The sequence below is a fragment of the Achromobacter sp. 1014246743 genome, from assembly GCF_059760725.1.
Map to the genome: position 1 here is coordinate 18,089 of NZ_JCBANA010000068.1, position 19,758 is coordinate 37,846.

Consider the following 19,758-nt stretch of genomic DNA (forward strand, 5'->3'; position numbering starts at 1 on the left):
CTAGGACGCGATGGGCTGGCGCAGCGCTTGCGCCAGCCAGTCGAACAACTGCGGGTCGGAAAAGCCGGCCTGCACCGGCACTTCCCACAGGCGCGCGTCGTGCAAGGCGGCGCATTTGATCGCGTCTTTGGAGGTCACCAGCACCGTCTGCGCCGTCAGGGCCTGGAATGGCGATGCCGCATAATCGTGGTGGTCGGGCAGCGGCATCGTGGCGTCAAGCGTGATGCCCTGCGCCCGCAAGGTCGAAAAGAAGCGTTCAGGATTGCCGATGCCCGCCGCGGCCGCCACGCCCGGCTGGCCGGCGAAGGTGGCCAGCGGGCGTACCGCGCCGCCTTCGATCTGGCGGGCGTCGCCGGGTTCCAGCCACATCGCGACCTGGCGGGGGCGATCACGGGACGAGACCGCGGGGCGGCCATCGGGCAGCCCGATATTGGTGATGACCGCGTCCACCTCGCGCAGCCGGCTGGCCGGCTCGCGCAGCGGTCCGGCGGGCAGCAGCCGGCCATTGCCCACGCCGCGGGCATCCTGCACCACGATTTCGATGTCACGCGCCAGTGCCAGGTGCTGCAGGCCGTCGTCCGAGACAATCACATCCACCTCGGGGTGGGCCCGCAACAGCGCCTGGGCGGCCAGCGGGCGGCGCGGGTGCACCGACACCGGGGCGCCCGTGGCGCGCGCGATCAGGGCCGGCTCGTCGCCGAATTCGGCCGCGGCCAGTTCGCCTTGTCCCACGCGCGCCTCGGGGCCGAGCTTGACGCCGTAGCCGCGGCTGACCACGCCCGGCGTGTAGCCGCGGGCGCGCAGGCCTTGCACGGTGGCGATGACCATCGGCGTCTTGCCGGTGCCGCCCACATAGATGTTGCCGATCACCACCACGGGCACCGGCGCGCGGTAGGCCTGCTTACGGCCGTCGCGATAGCGCGCGCGCTTGTCCGCCACCACGCGGGCGGTCAGCGCGGACAGCGGCAAGAGCAGGGTGGAGAGCCAGCCGCCGTGCTGCCATTGGCGGGCGAGCAGCGAGGCCTTGGACGGGCGCGCGCTCACCGGGCAGTCTGGGCGGCGAAGTTGACGCGGGCGATGCCGGCCAGCCGGGCGGCTTCCATGACGTTGATCACGGACTGGTGGGTGGCCTGGGCGTCAGCGTTGATGACCACCAGCGCTTCGGGTTTGCCGGCGGCGGCCTGGCGCAGCACGTCGGCGATTTCCGGCGGCGTCGAGACGTCGATCAGCGTGCCGTTCAGCGCATAGCGGCCGTCCTGGCTGACCGCGACCTCCAGTGCAGGCGGGGTTTCCTGGTCTGCGGAAGCTTGCGGCAGCGTGACTTTCAGCTGCGTGAAGCGGGCGAACGAGGTGGTTGCCGCCAGGAAGATGAGAATGACCAGCAGGACATCGATGAGCGGAATCAGGTTGATGTCCAGCTCGTCGCGGTCGCCCCGGGAGCCCCGGAAATTCATGAACGCCCCTCGCGCGGGGCGGGCGCCACGGCGCGCGCCAGCCGCGAGGCGGACAGTTCCATGGCGTTCAGGTAGCCGTCGACCCGGCCGCGCAGGTAGCGGTGGGCGATCATGGCGGGAATGGCGATGAGAATGCCGAAGCCGGTGTTGTACAGGGCGATGGAGATGCCGCGCGCCAGTTGGGCGGGATCGCCGCCGCCGGGCGTGTACGAACCGAAGATCTCGATCATGCCGACCACGGTGCCGAACAGGCCCATCAGCGGGGCCACCACGGCAATGGTGCCGATGGCGGGAATGTAGCGGCTGAGATCGTGGGCGACCGCGCGGCCGGTGTCTTCGACCACGCTGCGCAGTTCTTCGCGCGGCAGGTGGCGGTGGCGCATGACCTCGGCCAGCACCCGGCCCAGCGGGGAATTGCGTTCCAGGCGGTTCAGGGCCTCGGGGGTGTCCTGGTGGTTGCGCAGCATGTCGGCCACTTGTTCGTTCAGCCCGCGCGGCAGGACCTGGCTGCGGCGCAGCGACAGGAAGCGCTCGAATATCAGCGCAAGACCCAGCACGGACGTCGCCAGCAGGGGCCAGATCGGCCAGCCGGCCTCGCGCAAGATGGAAAGCAAAGCGGTCAACTCCAGGTGCGCCGGGGCGGGGCGCACGGCCTCGTCCAGCATCTGATCAAGCCGAAACTGTAACGGCGCGGCGGGGTTGTGGCAAGGGCGGGTGACCGCCAAAGCTATCCACAGAAACTGTGGATAATTCTGTGCAAAACTTCGTTGGAACGCTTGTGGGCACAGGGGTTGCGCTTGTTTGCTTCACATTCGAGCAGCGCTGATTTTATAAAAAACCTATAAAAAACAGTGGGTTGTGCCGAATTTGCTGGCTTTCGGGCCAGCGGCTGCAAAAATGCCTGAACGCGGTATCATTGCGGCCCGCTACGTATGCCCTGTGGACAGGTACGCATCGGAAAGCCTTATGACAATTGAACTTGCAGTCACAAACAACGTATTTGCGCGGGATATCCTGACAGTTGCCCAGCTGAACCAAGCAGTGGGGCAGTTGTTGGAGCGCAGCATCCCGGCGCTGTGGGTGCGCGGCGAGATTTCCAACTTCACGCAGGCGGCTTCCGGGCATTGGTACTTCACGCTCAAGGACAGCCGCGCCTCGGTGCGGGCAGTCATGTTCCGGGGCCGCGCCAGTGCGGTCGGCTTCGTGCCGCGGGCCGGCGACCAGGTCGAAATCAGGGCCAGGGTATCGCTGTACGAGCCGCGGGGCGACTATCAATTGCAGGTCGACGCCATGCGCCGCGCGGGCATCGGCAACCTGTACGAGGCCTTCCTGCGCCTGAAGGAACAACTGGCTTCCGAGGGGCTGTTCGATCCGGCGCGCAAGCGCGACCCGGTGCCGCTGCCCCGAGCCATCGGCGTGGTGACTTCGCTGCACGCCGCAGCCCTGCGCGACGTGTTGTCCGCGCTGGCCCGCCGCGCGCCGCAGGTGCCGGTCATCATCTACCCGGCGCCGGTACAGGGCGCGGACGCCGCCGCCCGGCTGGCCGCCCAGGTGCGCCTGGCCAACGAGCGGGCCGAAGTCGACACGCTGCTGCTGGTGCGCGGCGGTGGCAGCATCGAAGACCTCTGGAGCTTCAACGACGAAGGCCTGGCCCGTGAAGTTGCCGCCAGTGCCATCACGGTCATCAGCGGCGTCGGCCACGAAACCGATTTCACCATCGCGGATTTCGTGGCTGACGTGCGCGCGCCCACCCCCACGGCGGCGGCCGAACTGGCCTGCGTGCCGCGTTCGGACCTGCTGGGCCGCGTCATGGCGTGTGCCCAGGCCATGGCCCGCGGCCAGCAGCGCCGCCTGGAACGCGCCGCCCAGCGCCTGGACCGCGCCAGCGCGCAGCTGGTGTCGCCGGCCCAGCGCCTCGAACATCAGCGTGAACGCCTGAACAGCCTGGGTTATCGCCTGGCTTCAGCCTGGGCCGGTCCGCAGGCGCGCCGCAACGCGCGCGTCAATCTGCTGGCGCAGCGCCTGGCGCATCGCGTGCCCGACACGGGCCGCGCCGCCGACCGCCTGGCCGGCGTGACGCGGCAGCTCGGCCAGGCGCATGCGCGCCTGCTGGTGCAACGCCGCAACCGCCTGGCTGCGGCCAGCGCGCAACTGCGCGCGCTGGACCCGGGCAACACGCTGGCCCGCGGTTATGCCATTGCCCGCGATGCCGACGGCCGCATCGTGCGCGATGCCGCCGACCTGGCGCCGGGGCAGGGCCTGGATCTGAGCTTTGCACACGGCGGCGCCAAGGTCGATGTCACGCAGGTGCGCAAGACGCGCGACGCTTCCTGACGCGCTTGCCTTACGCTTTCCGGTTGGTATGTGCAATCCGGTCGAGCGACGTGGCGTGCGCCGGATTGTGTGGCAACATCGCCTGCGCAACGATCAGCCTGGGGTGGAACCATGCAGCAAAAGACACCACGCAAGGGCCGGCGCGGCACGCGTCCGGCTGCCGCGCTGACCGGCCTTCTGGCCGCGACGCTATCGCTGGGCGCCGTCGGGCTTGCCTCGACCGCGCAGGCCCAGGGGCCTGACAAGGCCAAGGCGGCCAGCAAGACCGAAACTCGCGCCGGCGCGGCCCAGCCGCCTGCCGCCCGCCCCGCGCCCGGCGGCAAGGACAGCTGCGATTGCAACTCGCCCTACCGCGACTACAAGGCGGCCGATACGGCTGACACCCGCGCCTTGTTCGCCGCGGTCGAGGCGGGCGACGAAGCCGCTTTCACCACGGCCCTGGCCAAGGTGGCCCGGCCCGGCGACTATGCGCTCGAAGGCGTACCGCTGCTGCATGCGCTGCTGACGCCGCCGTGGCCGCGCAGCAAGCACGTGTATTGGGACATGCCCGCGGACGAAGCGGCGCGATTGCGCCAGGCCCATCGCGACGCCTTGCCGGCGCGCACCCGCATGCTGGCGGCCCTGCTGGCCACCCAGCCTCCCCTGAACGACATCACCTACGAATCGCGCCGTTCGCCGGTGCAGTTGGCGTTGCTGTACGGGTCGCCCGGCATCCTGGACATGCTGCTCGCGGCCGGTGCCCGCGCGGACCAGCGCGGTGATGACAACCGCAGCCCGCTCGACTTCCTGCTCAACCGCGATTTCGAATTCGCGGTGCGCATGACCTATCTGCCGCGTCTGGTCGACCGCCAGGACACCACGCGCATGGTGCTGGCACTGCTCAAGGCCGGCGCTCCGCGCCCCTTTGCCTATGTCGATGACCACGACGACGACGTCACGCGCAGTGCGCTCAAGGATGCGCAGGGCAAGCCACGCTTTGCCGCGGATTACCTGGCGTGGCCGGCGCTGGTGGAACTGACCGAAGGCGCCGACGTGGTGCGGGCGCTGGCCGCTACCGGCACCCGACCGGCCTATGGCGATGGCATCAGCCCGCTCGCGCTGGCCGCCTACACCGGCAACGCGGGCGCCGTGTCCGCGCTGAGGGAAATGGGCCCGCGCACGACGCCGGCCACGGGCTACGGCGAAACGGGCGACATCGATCTCTGGCTGGATGCGGCGCAGGCCGCCGTGGTCGCCGGGCATGGCGACATCGCCGAGCTGCTGCTGCGCGCCGGTATGCCGTTCAGCCAGCGTGGCCCGCAGACCAGCAACGACACGGCGGTGTTCGTCCGCATGCAGGCCGATACCCGGCCGATCCTGAACCTGGCCGCGGGCAAGGGCGACGTGGCGACGGTCAAGCGCCTGCTGGCGTTGGGCGCGCCGGTCGAGGGCGATAGCGCGGAACAATACGGCGACACACCGCTGGCCGACGCGGTGCAGGCCCGGCAGCGGGAGGCCGCGCGGGCGTTGCTGGCGGCCGGAGCCAACCCCGCGCTGCTGCGCCAGGGCTACGATCGCAAGACGGCGCTCGAACGCGCCATCGAAGCCGATGACCCTGCGCTGCTGCGTGACCTGCTGGCGGCAACGCCGCGCGAGGCCCTGCAGGCGCTGCTGGCCGACCCGGCGCATTCGCCCGTCCAGCAGGCCTTGCGCCAACCCGGCAAGCAAGGCGCCGCGCTGTTGCGGCAACTGGTCGATGCGGGCCTGGACCCGAAAACGCTGGACGCCGGTGCGATCCGCCAGGCGCTGGAAAACGGCGACGCCGCGATGGCAACGTATCTGATGGACGCCGGCGTGCCCGTCAATCCGCCGGCCAACGCCGTCGCCACGCAGGACGGTGCCTTCGATCGCAACGGCGTGCCGCCCCTGATGGTGGCCGTCACGTCGAACCAGCCCGCGATGGTCGACGCGCTGCTGGCCAAGGGCGCAGATCCGCTGGGCCTGGCGCCGGAAGGGCGCAGCGCCTTGTATTGGGCGGTCGCCAGCCGCAATGGCGCCGTGCTTGAACGCCTGCTGCGTGCCGGCGCCAAGCTCGATGATCCGCGCCTGCCGCGCGCGCCGGCCCGTTATGCGCTCTTGAATGCGGCGCTGGCGGCCGGCGACATGAAGACCGTGAATCGGGTCGCAGAGGGCAGCGGGCAAACGCTTGCCGCCGCCTGCCTGCCCGAGGGCGGCGAATATGCCTTGCTGGACCAGCCCGGCTATTTCGCGCAATTGCAGGCGGCGGGCTTTACCGGCGCGCACGGCGACTGCGTGCAAGCGGGCGAGGCGTTGCCGCAGCGGCTGCTGTCCGCCTTGTTGCGTGATCGGCAACTGGTGGTCGCCCGCCGCGACACCGTCATCGACGTGCTGTCGCGCCTGAAGGCCTCGGGCGCCTCGCTCGACGCGCGCGGCGAAAGCGGCGAGACGCCGCTGGTCGCCGCCATCCAGACCGGACGCGCCGACCTTGCCGACGCCCTGCTTGCCGCGGGCGCCAGCGCGGATACGGCGGATGGGCGCGATCGCAGCCCCGCATGGGTCGCCCTGGAAACCGGACAGCCCGCGATGCTGGCGCTGCTGGCGCGCTACCAGGCGCGCTTCGATGGCGCTGCCGCGCCGCAGAGGCAGTCGTTCTTGCAGACGCTCGCCTGCCAATCCGCGCCGGCGTTTGCGGCCACGTTGCAGGCCGCCGGCGTGGCCGTCAAGCAAGCGTGCCCGCCCGCACCCGCCGCCAGCAAGGGCGCCGCCCGGTCCGCGGCCCGCCTTGCCGGCCACTACTATCTGCGCGGCATGCGCGAAGTGGGCAGTGAGTTGCTGCTGACCGAAGACGGCCGCTTCCAATACCTGATGAGCTACGGCGCGGTCGACATCGAAGCCAGCGGCCAATGGCGCAGCGACGGCAAGCGCCTCCATCTGGACACGCCGCCGATCCAGCCGTTTTCCGCCATTGCCGGCGTGCGTGCCGATACGTTGCCAGCCCAGGGCGATGGCATGACCGTGCGCGTCTACTACCAGGGCAGGCCGGTCAAGGTCGACGTGGCCATGTCGTCGGCCACTGCCGATTTCGCTGGCGCGCCCAAGCAATCGGAAGGGGCCAGCGGCGTCAGCGCACCGATCGAGGCCGGCCAGCTCAAGGCCCTTGCCGTGTACGTGCCGCTGCCTTCCGGCGCGCGCTGGCACGACGTCGACATCAGCAAGCTGGATGCCCAGGCGCGGGCCGTGCGCGTGGATCTGGACGTGCCCGAATCCGCCAGCCTGACCCCCTTGCACATGACATTGGCATTGCATGACGATGGCGCCTTGACGGCCTCGCAGGGGGGGCGTGAACTGCGATATGAGAAAGAGTAGCGTTTACGTGCGGTGGTCATAAACACATACCTCTTAACCCCGCGCCGCCGCGGGGTTAACGCGGTATCCTCGCAGAGTTGCCGATACAATTGAACGGCTTGATCGTGCACTCAACAGAAGGAACCCACACATGGCACATACTCTTCCCCCCCTGCCTTACGAACTGGACGCACTGGCTCCGCACATCTCGAAAGAGACGCTGGAGTTCCACTACGGCAAGCATCACCAGACCTACGTCACGAACCTGAACAACCTGATCCCGGGCACCGAGTTCGAGAACCTGTCGCTGGAAGACATCGTCAAGAAGTCCTCGGGTGGCATCTTCAACAACGCCGCCCAGATCTGGAACCACACGTTCTACTGGAACAGCCTGGCTCCCAAGGCCGGCGGCGCACCCACCGGCAAGCTGGCTGACGCCATCAACGCCAAGTGGGGCAGCTTCGACGCCTTCAAGGAAGCCTTCAACAAGTCGGCCGCCGGCAACTTCGGTTCGGGCTGGACCTGGCTGGTCAAGAAGGCCGACGGCTCCGTCGACATCGTCAACACCAGCAACGCCGCTACCCCGCTGACCACGGCCGACAAGCCGCTGCTCACCTGTGATGTCTGGGAACACGCCTACTACATCGACTACCGCAACGCCCGTCCCAAGTACCTGGAAAACTTCTGGGCGCTGGTGAACTGGGAATTCGCGGCCAAGAACTTCGCCTGATCGGCGCCGCGTCGCGATCCTCGCGTAGCCGACGTCCGGTCGGTCGCGGCATGATCCGCTCGCACTGAAGAAGGCCTCTCGTTGCACGAGAGGCCTTTCGTTTTTTTCAGCCAGAATTCAGCTTTGCGTCGTTCCCGGGTCATAGGGCCCGCAATCGGTGTCGATTGTCGAGTTCATTGCGGTGAAATGAAGAATAAACAGCCAGTTCTTTCGCGTTCTTGCGGGAAATCGCAAACGCTATCGTTGCCCCCGGTCTGCGACTGAGCCACGGGGCCAATGACTGCGGCACGCCCGCCATAAACCGTGGCAATTGAACGGGATGGGAAGCATGTTGCGGTATTTTTCGGGTTTACGTATCGGCGCGCGCCTGTCGGGCGCGTTCCTGCTGGTCGCGGTGATCGGCGGCGCCATCGGCGCCTTTGGCGTGTGGGGGCTCGCCCGCATCAACGAAATGAACGACAGGCTCTACGACACCGAGCTGCGAGGCATTTCGGACCTCAAAGAAGCCAATATCAACCTCATTTACGCAGGCCGAGCCCGCAGCGGTTTCCTGGCCGCCTCGACCCAGGAAGAACGCCAGGCCTTGCGCAAGCAGTTCGACGACGCGGTCAAGACCATGGACACGCTGCGCGAGAAGGCCGCCGCGAATTTCCACGCGGAAGAGGGCAAGCGCCTGCTGGCGCAGTTCGTTGAAACCGAGCAGGTCTGGAAGCGCGAGGCGGCTGAATTCTTCGCCGCCGCGCAATCGCATTCGCTGACGCAGGCCGATGCCAAGGTCGACGCCATCGAAAAGCGCGTCATCGCCTCGTCGCAGAAGCTCGACGACCTGATGACCGACCTGGCCGTGGGCAAGGAAAAGGTCGCCGCGCAATCGGTGCAGGAAGGCACCGACCTCTACGAGACCGTGCGCCTTGTCATGATCGTGCTCGCCGTGGTCGGCGTGGCGGTCGGCATGCTGCTGGGCTGGCTGGTGACGCGCGGTATCGTCCGGCCGCTGCAGCAGGCCGTGACGGCCGCGCGCCAGGTGGCCGCGGGCGACCTCACCACCGACATCCAGGTGGCCACGCGCGATGAAACCGGCGACCTGATGGGCGCGCTCAAAGCCATGAACGAAAGCCTGGCGCGCATCGTGCGCGACGTGCGCGACGGCTGTGAGAGCATTGCCTCCGCGTCGTCGCAGATCGCGCAAGGCAACTCCGACCTGTCGCAACGCACCGAAGAGCAGGCCTCGTCGCTGGAAGAGACCGCGGCGTCCATGGAAGAGCTCACCAGCACCGTGCAGCAGAACGCCAACAACGCCAGCGAAGCCGAGCGGCTGGTCACGCAGGCTTCGACCGTGGCCGTGCGCGGCGGCGAAGTGGTCGAAGGCGTGGTGCAGACCATGAGCGCCATTTCCGACAGCTCGCGTCGCATCGCCGATATCACCGGCGTGATCGACGGTATCGCGTTCCAGACCAACATCCTGGCGCTCAACGCCGCCGTCGAAGCGGCGCGCGCGGGCGAGCAGGGCCGCGGCTTTGCCGTGGTGGCTGGCGAAGTGCGCACGCTGGCGCAGCGTTCCGCCGTGGCCGCCAAGGAAATCAAGGCCTTGATCGACGAGTCCGTCAACCGCGTCGAAGGCGGCACCCGCCAGGTCGACGAGGCCGGCCGCACCATGCGTGAAGTGGTCGACAGCGTGCGCCAGGTCGCCACCCTGGTGCGCGAGATCTCCAGCGCCTCGGCCGAGCAGTCCTCCGGCATCGGCCAGGTCAACCAGGCCGTGGCGCAGATGGACACCGTCACGCAGCAGAACGCCGCGCTGGTGGAAGAGGCCGCCGCGGCCGCGGCCAGCTTGCAGGAACAAGCCGGCCGGCTGGCGCAGGAAGTGCGCCGCTTCAAGGTCGATGCCGGGGCCGATGCGGCTTCGGCCGGCGCCGCGCAGGCACGCCTGGTCCAGGCCATCCCCGTCGCGCCGCGCAGGCCGGCGGCCGCCTCCGCCCGTCCCGCCCTGGCGCACGCCTCGGACGACGACTGGTCCACGTTCTGATCGCGTGGCGCGGGGCCTTGGCCGCAGGCCCCGCCGGCTTGCAGCGATCGGGCAGGGGCCGCCCACGCGGCTCGAACAAGCATTGTGGGCTGGCAGTCAGGCGGCGATGGTAAGGTTAGCGACGTTGGCGGGTGACCTCTGTCCGCTACGTCCTGTCTGCCACCGCCGCCCAGCGTCCCATGAACCTGCCCACTCCGTTGCGCCGTATCGCCACCGGCTCCCGCCACTTCCTGCGCCGCAAGGTGCGCCAGGCCAACCGCCTGTCGCGCAAGAGCGTACAGATGGCCTTGCTGCTCGGGGGCGCCGCGCTGGTGGCGCTGGTTTCGCTGGGCTTTGCCTATCTGGCCGACCGTGCGCTGGAATGGAATCGCGAATGGACCGCGGCCTATGGCTGGCTGGCCTTGCTGGTGCTGCCCTGCGCCCTGGCCGCCCTGCGCTGGGCCACCTTGCGGTTCGCGCCCAATGCCGTCGGCAGCGGCATTCCCCAGGTCATCGGCGCCTTGTCGTTGCCGCCGGGCCCCAGCCAGCACAGCCTGGTCTCGCTGGCACAGGCGCTCTGGAAAATTCCCCTGGCATTTTTCGGCATGCTGGCCGGCGCCTCGATCGGCCGCGAAGGGCCCTCGGTGCAGGTGGGCGCCGCCGTCATGCTGGCCTGGGGCAATTTCTGGAAGCGTCGCGGGGTGCAGCTGCGGGGCTTTCACGCCAATGAACTGATCGCCGCCGGCGCGGCGGGCGGCCTGGCCGCTGCGTTCAACGCGCCGCTGGCCGGCGTCATCTTCGCCATCGAAGAACTGGGCCGCGGCACGGTGCTGCGTTGGCAGCGCCTGGTGCTGATCGGTGTGCTGGCGGCGGGCTTCCTGGTGGTGGCGGTGGCCGGCAACAATCCTTATTTCGGCGTTTTCGGCGGGGCGCCGCTGACGCAAGGCATGCTGGGCTGGGTGATCGGCTGCGCGCTGCTCAATGGCGCGCTGGGCGGCATCTTCGCGCGATTGCTGGGCAAGGGCGCGGCCGGCATGGCGCCGGCAAAGTGGCGCAGCTGGATTCGCGCCCATCCCATCTGGACCGCCTTCGCCATGGGCCTGGCGCTGGCCGTGATCGGCCTGGCCACCGCGGGCAGCGTCTACGGTACGGGGTATGGCGCGGCGGCCGACCTGCTGTCGGGCCAGGCGCACGAGGCCTTGCCGGCCGGATTCGGCCTGGCCAAGCTGGCCGCCACCGTCGCGTCCTATTGGGCCGGCATACCGGGCGGCATTTTTACGCCGGCGCTGACCACCGGTGCCGGCATCGGCCACCACATCTGGCAACTGGCGGGCGAGGGCGTGGACCAGCGCGTGCTGGTGCTGGTCTCCATGGCCGCCTTCCTGGCCGCGGCCACGCAGGCTCCGCTGACGGCCAGCGTCGTCGTCATGGAAATGACGGGCAGCCAACCCATGCTGTTCTGGCTGCTGGTCGGTTCGCTCCTGGCCTCCGGCGTCTCGCGCCAGTTCTGCCCGCAGCCCTTCTATCACCTGGCCGCGGGCCGCTTTCGGCGCCAGGCCATCGTCGAGGCCGGTCGCGCGGCCAAGTCCGGCCCCGCGTCCTCGTAGCGCGGTCGCCCACCCGGCCTCATCGTGGTGCATAAGTGAACAGCGGTTGGACACTGTCCGTGCTGCGGACATCCCGCCGGTGCACCAACTTGGCGCGAAACCGCTGCGTTAAGATCGACGGCATTCGATTTCTTCACTTCCATTCGAGCTTCCCATGACCGTGCATGCCTATATTTGTGACGCGATCCGCACCCCCTTCGGCCGCTATGGTGGCGCGCTGGCTTCGGTGCGTCCCGACGACCTCGCAGCCGTAGCCATCAAGGCCCTCGTGGCGCGCAACCCCAACGTGCGCTGGGAAGAAATCGACGACGCCATCCTGGGTTGCGCCAACCAGGCCGGCGAAGACAACCGCAACGTTGCCCGCATGGCCACGCTGCTGGCCGGCCTGCCGGTCGAAGTGCCCGGCGCCACCGTCAACCGCCTCTGCGGTTCGGGCCTGGACGCCATAGGCAGTGCCGCCCGCGCCATCCGCGCCGGCGAAGCCGGCCTGATGCTGGCCGGCGGCGTCGAAAGCATGAGCCGCGCGCCCTTCGTCATGGGCAAGGCCGACAGCGCCTACTCGCGCAGCGCCGCCATCTACGACACCACCATCGGCTGGCGCTTCATCAACAAGCTCATGAAGGCCCAGTACGGCGTCGATTCCATGCCCGAAACGGCTGAAAACGTCGCCGACGACTTCAACATCAATCGCGAAGACCAGGACTTGTTCGCCCTGGCCAGCCAGCAAAAGACGGCCCGCGCCCAGAAAGAAGGCTTCTTCGACGCCGAAATCGTGCCGGTCTCCATCGCGCAGAAAAAGGGCGACCCCATCGTCGTCTCCAAGGACGAGCATCCGCGCGAAACCAGCCTTGAAGCGCTGGCCAAGCTCAAGGGCGTGGTTCGCGAAGGCGGCACGGTCACCGCCGGCAACGCCTCGGGCGTCAACGATGGCGCGGCCGCGCTGCTGCTGGCCGACGAAAAGGGCGCCGCCCGCCACGGCCTGACGCCGCGTGCCCGCGTGGTCGGCATGGCCACCGCCGGCGTCGCCCCGCGCATCATGGGCATCGGCCCGGCGCCTGCCACCCGCAAGGTGCTGGCCCAGACCGGCCTCACGCTGGACCAGATGGACGTCATCGAGCTGAACGAAGCGTTCGCCGCCCAGGGCCTGGCCGTGCTGCGCCAACTGGGCATCGCCGACAACGATCCGCGCGTCAACCCCAACGGCGGCGCCATCGCCCTGGGCCACCCGCTGGGCGCCAGCGGCGCCCGCCTGGCCACCACCGCCATCAACCAGCTGCACCTTACGGGCGGCCGCTACGCGTTGTGCACCATGTGCATCGGCGTGGGCCAGGGCATCGCCCTGATCATCGAACGCGTCTGACGCGAGGCGGCCAAGGGGCTCGGCGGCAAGCCGCGTCCCAGGCCGGCCGGTCCGCCCGCACCTCGGGCGGGCAAACAATAAGGGAGCCCTCGGGCTCCCTTGCTTTATGATTCGGCACGCGATACGTGCGAGGCGTTCAGGGCAATCCGTCGATCTTGCGGCCGGCCTTGATGCCGTGCCCCTCGAACCAGCCCTGGGCCATCTCCAGCGCGTAGCGCACCGGTTTTTTCGAGCAGTGGGCGTCGTCGGTCTGCGGCGCCATGTCTTCGATGTTGACGATCGTGCCGTCGTCGGCGATAAACGCGATCGACAGGGGCAGGAGCGTGTTGCGCATCCAGAAGCACTGCACGTCGGGCTGCTCGAAGACGAACAGCATGCCGTCGTTGCCGGGCAGTTCCTTGCGGAACATGAGGCCGTCGCGGCGGGTCGCTTCCGTGTTGGCGACTTCTGCGCGGATAATATGGATGCCGGCAGCCAGTTGCGTGGTGGGCAGCGGCGCCTGCGGTCCGCTCGGGGCCTGGGCGCTGGCCGCCACGGGCAGGGCCAGCGCGGTAACGCTCAGCAGCGCGCAAAACGCGCCGCGGGATGCCGCTTTAATGAACGCTGTCTTGAACAACGTACGACCGACATGAAACAAAGCAGCATTCTTCAGCATGACCCGACGCGGTATTCGCAGTAATTAGAAAATAACAAGGCGGGGCCCGAAAGCCCCGCCTGATAATGGCGCAACCTTACCGTTGCGCTTTAAAAGGGTAACTCAGGCAGCGGTGATATTGAGCGCCTGTTTGCCTTTGGGCCCCTGGATTATCTCGAATGCCACTTTCTGGCCTTCTTTCAGGGTTTTGAAACCATTCATCTGGATGGACGAAAAGTGGGCGAACAGATCTTCACCGCCGTCGTCGGGCGTAATGAAGCCAAACCCCTTTGCATCGTTGAACCATTTGACGGTGCCCGTCGATTTGGGATTGTCCCCTTGGACGGCGGTTGCGGTCGTATCAGACATGCGGACTGCCTCATTGAATCGTATGTTGACAGAAGGGCATCGCGGCCTAGACCCCTGTCCCCCCTCCGGCCTCCTGGCAGGTTTTCGGTGAATTGAAAACCCCAGAATGCGTGGATAATGCGCCGCTTTTCTTTGCGGAGTCAAGTATGGAAACTACGCATTTCTACGTGTAATTTTGCGTAAGTTGCATGCAAGCCGTCCCCTGATTAAATAGAATAGCCGCCCTATGAGTTCTACCTTGGATACCCAGCATGATTTGGCCGTCGAGAAGGCTCCGGCGCGTGTCGCGCCGCCTCCGATGTACCAGGTCCTGTTGCTGAATGACGACTACACCCCCATGGAATTTGTCGTCAAGGTGCTGCAGAAGTTCTTCAACAAGAACCACGAAGAGGCCACCCGGATCATGTTGCAGGTGCATCACGAAGGCCGCGGGGTGTGCGGCGTCTATCCGCGCGACCTTGCCGCCACCCGCATCGCCCAGGTGGCGCAGTATGCGCGGGCGCGGCAGCATCCGCTGCAATGCGTGATGGAACCCGTTTAGAACATAGAAAAAAACGCCGCCGCAACAGGCGGCGTTGTGCTGCACAGGGTAGTACCGCAGGGCCCGCGCACCGAGAAGCGCGCGGGGCAGGTCGGCAGCTCCGCCGCAAAGGAGCGACGCATTCGAGTAGGCGGGGAGGTTTGCCGTGAGTGGAAAGAACAGCAAGACCTGGCTGGCGGTAGCCGGCGTCATCGTGTTGGCCGGCGCATTGGGCGTGGGCTGGTGGATGGGCAAGGGCGGGCAGTCCGCCGCGCCCACGGCGCCTGCGGCAACGTCCGCGCCCGCGGCAAGTGCCGCAGCCCCGGCGGATGCCAAGCCCGCCGCCTTGCCGGCCTCGGCCACGGTAGGCGCCGCCGATCCGTTCGCCGCGCTGAACTGCCAGCCGCGCCAATACAACGATTCGTTGGCGCTGGCGGTCACCTTCACCCAGCCGGTCGACGCCAAGGCCAAGCTCGAGAGCTTCCTGCAGGTCATCGACACCGGCGCCGCGTCGGGCAAGCCCGACCAGGACAGCGAACAGGCCGCCCGCCCCGGCGACCAGCCCGCGTCCGTCAAACCCGGCGATTCGGCCCCCAAGGGCAAGATCGTGCAGGGCAACTGGGTGGTGGGCGACAACCCCCGCATGGTCTATTTCCCCTACGTCCAGCCGCAGCGCTCGTACGCCATCTCGGTGCGCGCGGGCCTGCCGGGCGCCGGCGACAAGGTCACCCTGGCCACGGCTTCGCACTGCGAAGTGACCACCGAAGCCATGCCGCCTTCGTTCTATTTCGCCAGCCGCGGCGTGGTGCTGCCGGCCGGCCAGAACGGCGGCCTGCCGGTGGCCACCGTCAACGTGCCCGAGGTCGACGTGCAATTCCTGCGTGTCGCGCCCGAGCGCGTGCCGGAACTGTTCGAATCGGTGCTGGGCATCGGCCGCAACACCAACGCCTCGTCGGATGACGACGACAGCGCGGGCGGCTACGACGAAGAAGACGGCTGGCGCTATTCCGACAACCGCAGCCTGAAGGGCTCGGTCAGCAACTGGGACCTGGATCGCCTGAATTCGCTCACCACCAGCGTCTACCAGGGCCGTTTCCTGACGGACGACAAGCCCAACCGCCGCCACGTCACGTTCCTGCCCGTCGAAGGCGTCAAGGAATTGCAGGAACCCGGGATCTATATCGCGGTGATGAGCCAGCCCGGCCGCTTCCGCTATGAATACCAGGTCACCTATTTCTACGTCAGCGACATCGGCCTGCATGCCCGCCGCTACACCGACCGCATCGAGGCCTATTCGGTGTCCCTGAAGACCGGCCAGGCCATTTCCGGCGCGGTCTTCGAACTGGTCGATGGCGCCGGCAAATCGCTGGCCAAGGCCCAGGCCGATGCCCAGGGCCACGTGCGTTTCGAAGGCAGCTTCACCAATGCGCGCGTCATCCGTGCCTCGCGCGACAAGGAAATGACGGTCTTGGCGCTGGCCGAGCCGGCGCTGGACCTGTCTGAGTTCGACACCGGCGGCCATATTTCCCGCCCCAACAACCTGTTCGTCTATGCCGGCCGCAATCTGTACCGCCCTGGCGAAACCTTCCACGTGTCGGTGCTGCCGCGCGACCTGGACGGCCGCGTCATGCCCGCTGCGCCCCTGACCGCCACGATCAAGCGCCCCGACGGCCGCGTGGTGTCGACCACGCTGTGGCAGCCTGCCAAGGACCTGCAAGGCTATGTCGAGCGTGCCATCGACCTGCCGCCCGACGCCCAGACGGGCGCCTGGATGCTGGAATTGCGCGTCGACCCCGCTTCGCGCGTGGCCGATGCCTCGTGGAAGTTCCAGGTCGAGGAATTCCTGCCTGAACGCATGAAGATGGCGCTGACGTCCGACCAGGACGTGCTGTCGCCCATCGAGACCCTGACCGTCGATGTGCAGGGCGATTACCTGTATGGTGCGCCCGCCGCCGGCAACCGCCTGCTGTCCAGCTTCCAGGTCAAGCGCGACCGTTTTGCCCTGCCGCAGCAATGGCCCGGCTTCATCTTCGGCGACGTGGCCGACGATACCCGCCGCCACTTCGAGGAACTGCCCGAAGCCGCGCTGGATTCCACCGGCGCCGCCCAGCTCGAAGTCGAACCGCGTACCGATGGCACCCACTCGCCCATGAAGGTGCGGGTCTCGGCCAGCCTGCTGGAATCGGGCGGCCGCCCGGTGGTGCGTTCCATCGAACGCAGCGTCTGGCCCGCCGACAAGCTGATCGCCGTGCGTCCGCAGTTCGACAGCGACGTGGCCCGTGAAGGCGCGCCTGCCGGTTTCGAGGTGCTGCGCGTGGATGCCCAAGGCAAGATCGTGCCGCTGGCCCAGGCCCAGATGCGCCTGTACCGCGAAGAACGTCAGTACTACTGGCGCTTCGATGACCAGCGCGGCTGGAACAGCGGCTATACCGAAACCGAAGAACTGGTCGATTCGCGCGAGATCGCCCTGAAAGACCGCACCCAGCTGACCGTGCCGGTCAAGTGGGGCCGCTACCGCCTGGAAATCGCCGACCCTGAAACGGGTGAAACCCTGCGCTACCGCTTCTACGCGGGCTGGAACGCGCAGGACGCCGACGCCATGGGCAACCGCCCCGACCGCGTCCAGATGAAGCTGGAAGGCGTGCCGGCCAAGCCGGGCGACACCGTCAAACTGACGCTGACGCCGCCGCACGACGGCCAAGCGCTGATCACCGTGGAAGGCGACCGCATGCTGTGGTCCACCTGGGTGGCCGTGAAGGCAACGGGCACGCAGGTCGAAATTCCCATCGACAAGACCTGGAAGCGTCACGACCTGTACGTGGCCGCGGCGGTGTTCCGTCCTGGCAGCGAAGGCGACCGCGTGACCCCGGCGCGCGCGCTGGGCCTGGCCTTCCTGCCGATCGCCAGCGCCGACCGCAAGCTCGACGTCAAGCTGACGGCGGCTGCCAAGACCGAACCCGAAACCAAGACCACGGTCCGCGTGAAGGTGGATGGCGCCCAGGGCAAGCAGGCCATGGTGACGCTGTCGGCCGTGGACGTGGGCATTCTCAACATCAACCAGTACCGCACGCCCGATCCGCTGGACTTCTTCTTCGGCAAGCACCGCTACGCGCCCGAATTGCTGGACATGTACGGCAAGCTCATCGAGAAGATGGACGGCACCAAGGGCAAGCTGAAGTGGGGCGGTGACGCCGCCATGCGCGGCGACAGCAAGAGCCTGCCCAAGAAGGTCAAGCTGGTCGACCTGTTCTCGGGCCCGGTCAAGCTGAACGACAAGGGCGAAGCCGACATCCCGCTGGACCTGCCCGACTTCAACGGCACGCTGCGCCTGATGGCCGTCGCGTTCACGCCGGACAACTTCGGCAGCACCGACACCGAAATGGTGGTGGCGGCGCCGATCGTGGCCGAGCTGAACACGCCGCGCTTCATCACCCCGGGCGACCAGGCCGCTATCGCGCTGGACGTCACCAACCTGAGCGGCGCCGATCAAAAGGTGACGGTCAAGCTGGAAGCGCTGGATCCGCTGGGCATCGTCGACGGTACGCGTACCGTGACGCTCAAGGACAAGCAACGCACGACCCTGCGCTTTAACGCCACCACCACCGGCTCGTACGGGCTGGGCCTGATCCGCCTGACCGTGGACGGACAGGGCGGCGGCAAGCCGGTGCACATCGTGCGCGAATCGGTGCTGCAGGTGCAGCCGGCCTACGCGGCCGAGCGCCAGGTGCGCCGCCTGCGCCTGAACCCGGGCGAGTCCAACGCGCCGCAAGCGTCGTGGATCGCGTCCTACTATCCGGATTCCACCACGGTCAGCCTGACGGTCTCGAACCGTCCGCCGTTCAACGTCAACCGCCTGGTCGAAGGCCTGCTCAACTACCCCTACGGTTGCACCGAGCAGACCATCAGCGCGACCCTGCCTTGGGTCATGCTGGACGAAGACGCGGCCAAGCAGTTCGGCCTGAAGCCGCGCACCCAGGCTGAACGTGAAGCCAAGGTCGCCGGCGCCATCGGCCGCCTGTCCGGCATGCGCAATGCCGTGGGTTCGTACAACCTGTGGAGCAGCTCGTCCTCGCGCGACGTGTGGCTGACGGCCTACGCCGTGGGCTTCCTGCAGGACGCCCGCGACAAGGGCTTCGCGGTGCCCGAGGCGTCGCTGGACCGTTCGCGCCAGTGGCTGCTCGAACAAGTGCAGCAGAGCAGTGGCTCGTTCGGCACCTGGTCGGCCAACCTGAAGCGCAACGTCGAATCGGGCCGCCTGGACAGCGGCGACGTCAACACCCTGCGTGAAGACCATCGCCGCTTCGCCGGCCTGGCCACCGCCGTGCTGGTGCTGGCGCGCGACAACAAGGCGCCGTTGTCCACGGTGCGCCAGCTGTTCGACAACTACCAGGAACGCGCGCGTTCGCCGCTGCCCCTGATCCAGCTGGCCGCCGCCTTCAAGCTGATGGGCGACGAAGGGCGCATGAAGACCGCGCTGGATCAGGCCATGTCGCGTGAATACGGCATCTCCCGCCGCAGCCAGAGCGCCTACTACGACGAGTGGATGGGCGATTACGGCAGCGCCGTGCGTGACTACGCCCTGTCCTATGCCTTGGCCAACCAGTACCAACTGCGCCACGATCGGGTCGAAAACCTGCTGTCGCAGCTGGCCGCGCGCCTGGGCAACCGCTCGTACCTGTCGACGCAAGAGCAGATGGCCTTGCTGCTGGCCGCGCGCGCCGCGGGCGGCGACAAGGGCACGCCCTGGGAAGCCACGTTGACCGTCAACGGCGCACGCAAGCCGCTGACCGGCGGCAAGTCCGACCAGACCGTGTCGCTGACCGCGGCCGAACTGGCGGGCACGCAGCTCGTCAATACCGGCAGCCAGTCGCTGTTCATCGAGTACGACATCCAGGGCAGCCCCATGTCCGTGCCGGCGCCGCGCAACGACGTCATCCAGCTCAAGCGCGGCTGGTACCGTCCTGACGGCAAGCCTTGGGATGGCGGCACCTTGCAGACCGGCGACATGCTGGTGGTGTGGGTCCAGGCCAGCGCCAACCAGAACATTCCGGACGGCCTGCTGGTGGACCGCGTGCCCGCCGGCTTCGAGGTCGAGAACCTGAACCTGTCGCAAAGCCCCGAGATGCAGGACTGGAGCATCGGCGGACGCCGTGTGGCCGACGCGATGGCCGACCCCAACATCAAGCACCGCGAATTCCGCGATGATCGTTATGTTGCGGCGGTGTCGCTGGGTCGTGGCAAGGTCGATGTGTTCTATCTCGTGCGGGTCGTCACGCCGGGCCGCTATGCGGTGCCCTCGACGGTGGCCGAAGACATGTACCGGCCCGAGATCCGTGGCGTAGGCGAGCAATGGAGCACGGTCGAGATCCGCGATCGCGGCGCCAAGCAGCGTCCTTGACC

General features: G+C 67.7%; 13 protein-coding genes. 8 read left to right on the plus strand and 5 right to left on the minus strand.

Annotated elements, in window-relative coordinates; translation table 11 throughout:
* From lpxK to AC6LJ2_RS23940, 3 genes are read right to left on the minus strand one after another with little or no spacing between them, the layout of a single operon-like run.
* Positions 1 to 1,044 (minus strand): tetraacyldisaccharide 4'-kinase, encoded by a 1,044-nt coding sequence (gene lpxK, locus AC6LJ2_RS23930; RefSeq protein WP_263910985.1) that lies wholly within the window; start codon positions 1,042 to 1,044, stop codon positions 1 to 3.
* On the minus strand, positions 1,041 to 1,454 hold the full coding sequence (locus tag AC6LJ2_RS23935) for an ExbD/TolR family protein (RefSeq protein WP_025135832.1): 414 nt from the start codon (positions 1,452 to 1,454) through the stop codon (positions 1,041 to 1,043). Before AC6LJ2_RS23935 ends, lpxK begins: the two co-directional genes overlap by 4 nt.
* Positions 1,451 to 2,068: a MotA/TolQ/ExbB proton channel family protein gene (locus AC6LJ2_RS23940; protein ID WP_263910983.1), complete on the minus strand. Its 618-nt coding sequence runs from the start codon at positions 2,066 to 2,068 to the stop codon at positions 1,451 to 1,453. The genes AC6LJ2_RS23935 and AC6LJ2_RS23940 overlap by 4 nt, the downstream gene beginning before the upstream one ends.
* Positions 2,069 to 2,420: 352 nt before the next feature.
* Between AC6LJ2_RS23940 and xseA the strand changes: the two genes are divergently transcribed.
* From xseA to pcaF, 6 genes are all read left to right on the plus strand, one after another.
* Positions 2,421 to 3,788, plus strand: a complete 1,368-nt coding sequence (xseA, locus tag AC6LJ2_RS23945; RefSeq protein WP_263910982.1) for an exodeoxyribonuclease VII large subunit — start codon at positions 2,421 to 2,423, stop codon at positions 3,786 to 3,788.
* Positions 3,789 to 3,899: 111 nt separating this feature from the next.
* Complete coding sequence (locus AC6LJ2_RS23950; RefSeq protein ID WP_498152325.1) at positions 3,900 to 7,154, plus strand: ankyrin repeat domain-containing protein; 3,255 nt, start codon at positions 3,900 to 3,902, stop codon at positions 7,152 to 7,154.
* Between the two features lie 130 nt (positions 7,155 to 7,284).
* A complete protein-coding gene (gene sodB / locus AC6LJ2_RS23955) occupies positions 7,285 to 7,863 on the plus strand; it encodes a superoxide dismutase [Fe] (RefSeq protein ID WP_025135836.1) in 579 nt (192 codons plus the stop codon).
* 328 nt (positions 7,864 to 8,191) lie between these two features.
* The gene (locus AC6LJ2_RS23960; protein WP_263910980.1) at positions 8,192 to 9,889 is read left to right on the plus strand and encodes a methyl-accepting chemotaxis protein; all 1,698 of its coding nucleotides are present in this window, start codon (positions 8,192 to 8,194) and stop codon (positions 9,887 to 9,889) included.
* 179 nt (positions 9,890 to 10,068) lie between these two features.
* Positions 10,069 to 11,475 (plus strand): chloride channel protein, encoded by a 1,407-nt coding sequence (locus AC6LJ2_RS23965; protein ID WP_445656884.1) that lies wholly within the window; start codon positions 10,069 to 10,071, stop codon positions 11,473 to 11,475.
* 154 nt (positions 11,476 to 11,629) lie between these two features.
* A complete protein-coding gene (pcaF, locus tag AC6LJ2_RS23970; RefSeq protein WP_263910976.1) occupies positions 11,630 to 12,835 on the plus strand; it encodes a 3-oxoadipyl-CoA thiolase in 1,206 nt (401 codons plus the stop codon).
* A gap of 136 nt (positions 12,836 to 12,971) precedes the next feature.
* On the opposite strand, the gene AC6LJ2_RS23975 is transcribed toward pcaF, so the two are convergent.
* On the minus strand, positions 12,972 to 13,490 hold the full coding sequence (locus AC6LJ2_RS23975) for a DUF192 domain-containing protein (protein ID WP_263910974.1): 519 nt from the start codon (positions 13,488 to 13,490) through the stop codon (positions 12,972 to 12,974).
* 102 nt (positions 13,491 to 13,592) lie between these two features.
* Complete coding sequence (locus tag AC6LJ2_RS23980; protein WP_006220277.1) at positions 13,593 to 13,838, minus strand: cold-shock protein; 246 nt, start codon at positions 13,836 to 13,838, stop codon at positions 13,593 to 13,595.
* Between the two features lie 226 nt (positions 13,839 to 14,064).
* On the opposite strand from AC6LJ2_RS23980, the gene clpS reads away from it, so the two are divergent.
* Together clpS and AC6LJ2_RS23990 are read left to right on the plus strand one after the other, a co-directional pair.
* The gene (gene clpS, locus AC6LJ2_RS23985; RefSeq protein WP_025135841.1) at positions 14,065 to 14,379 is read left to right on the plus strand and encodes an ATP-dependent Clp protease adapter ClpS; all 315 of its coding nucleotides are present in this window, start codon (positions 14,065 to 14,067) and stop codon (positions 14,377 to 14,379) included.
* Positions 14,380 to 14,524: 145 nt separating this feature from the next.
* The gene (locus AC6LJ2_RS23990) at positions 14,525 to 19,756 is read left to right on the plus strand and encodes an alpha-2-macroglobulin family protein (protein WP_498152326.1); all 5,232 of its coding nucleotides are present in this window, start codon (positions 14,525 to 14,527) and stop codon (positions 19,754 to 19,756) included.
* Positions 19,757 to 19,758: the final 2 nt, after the last annotated feature.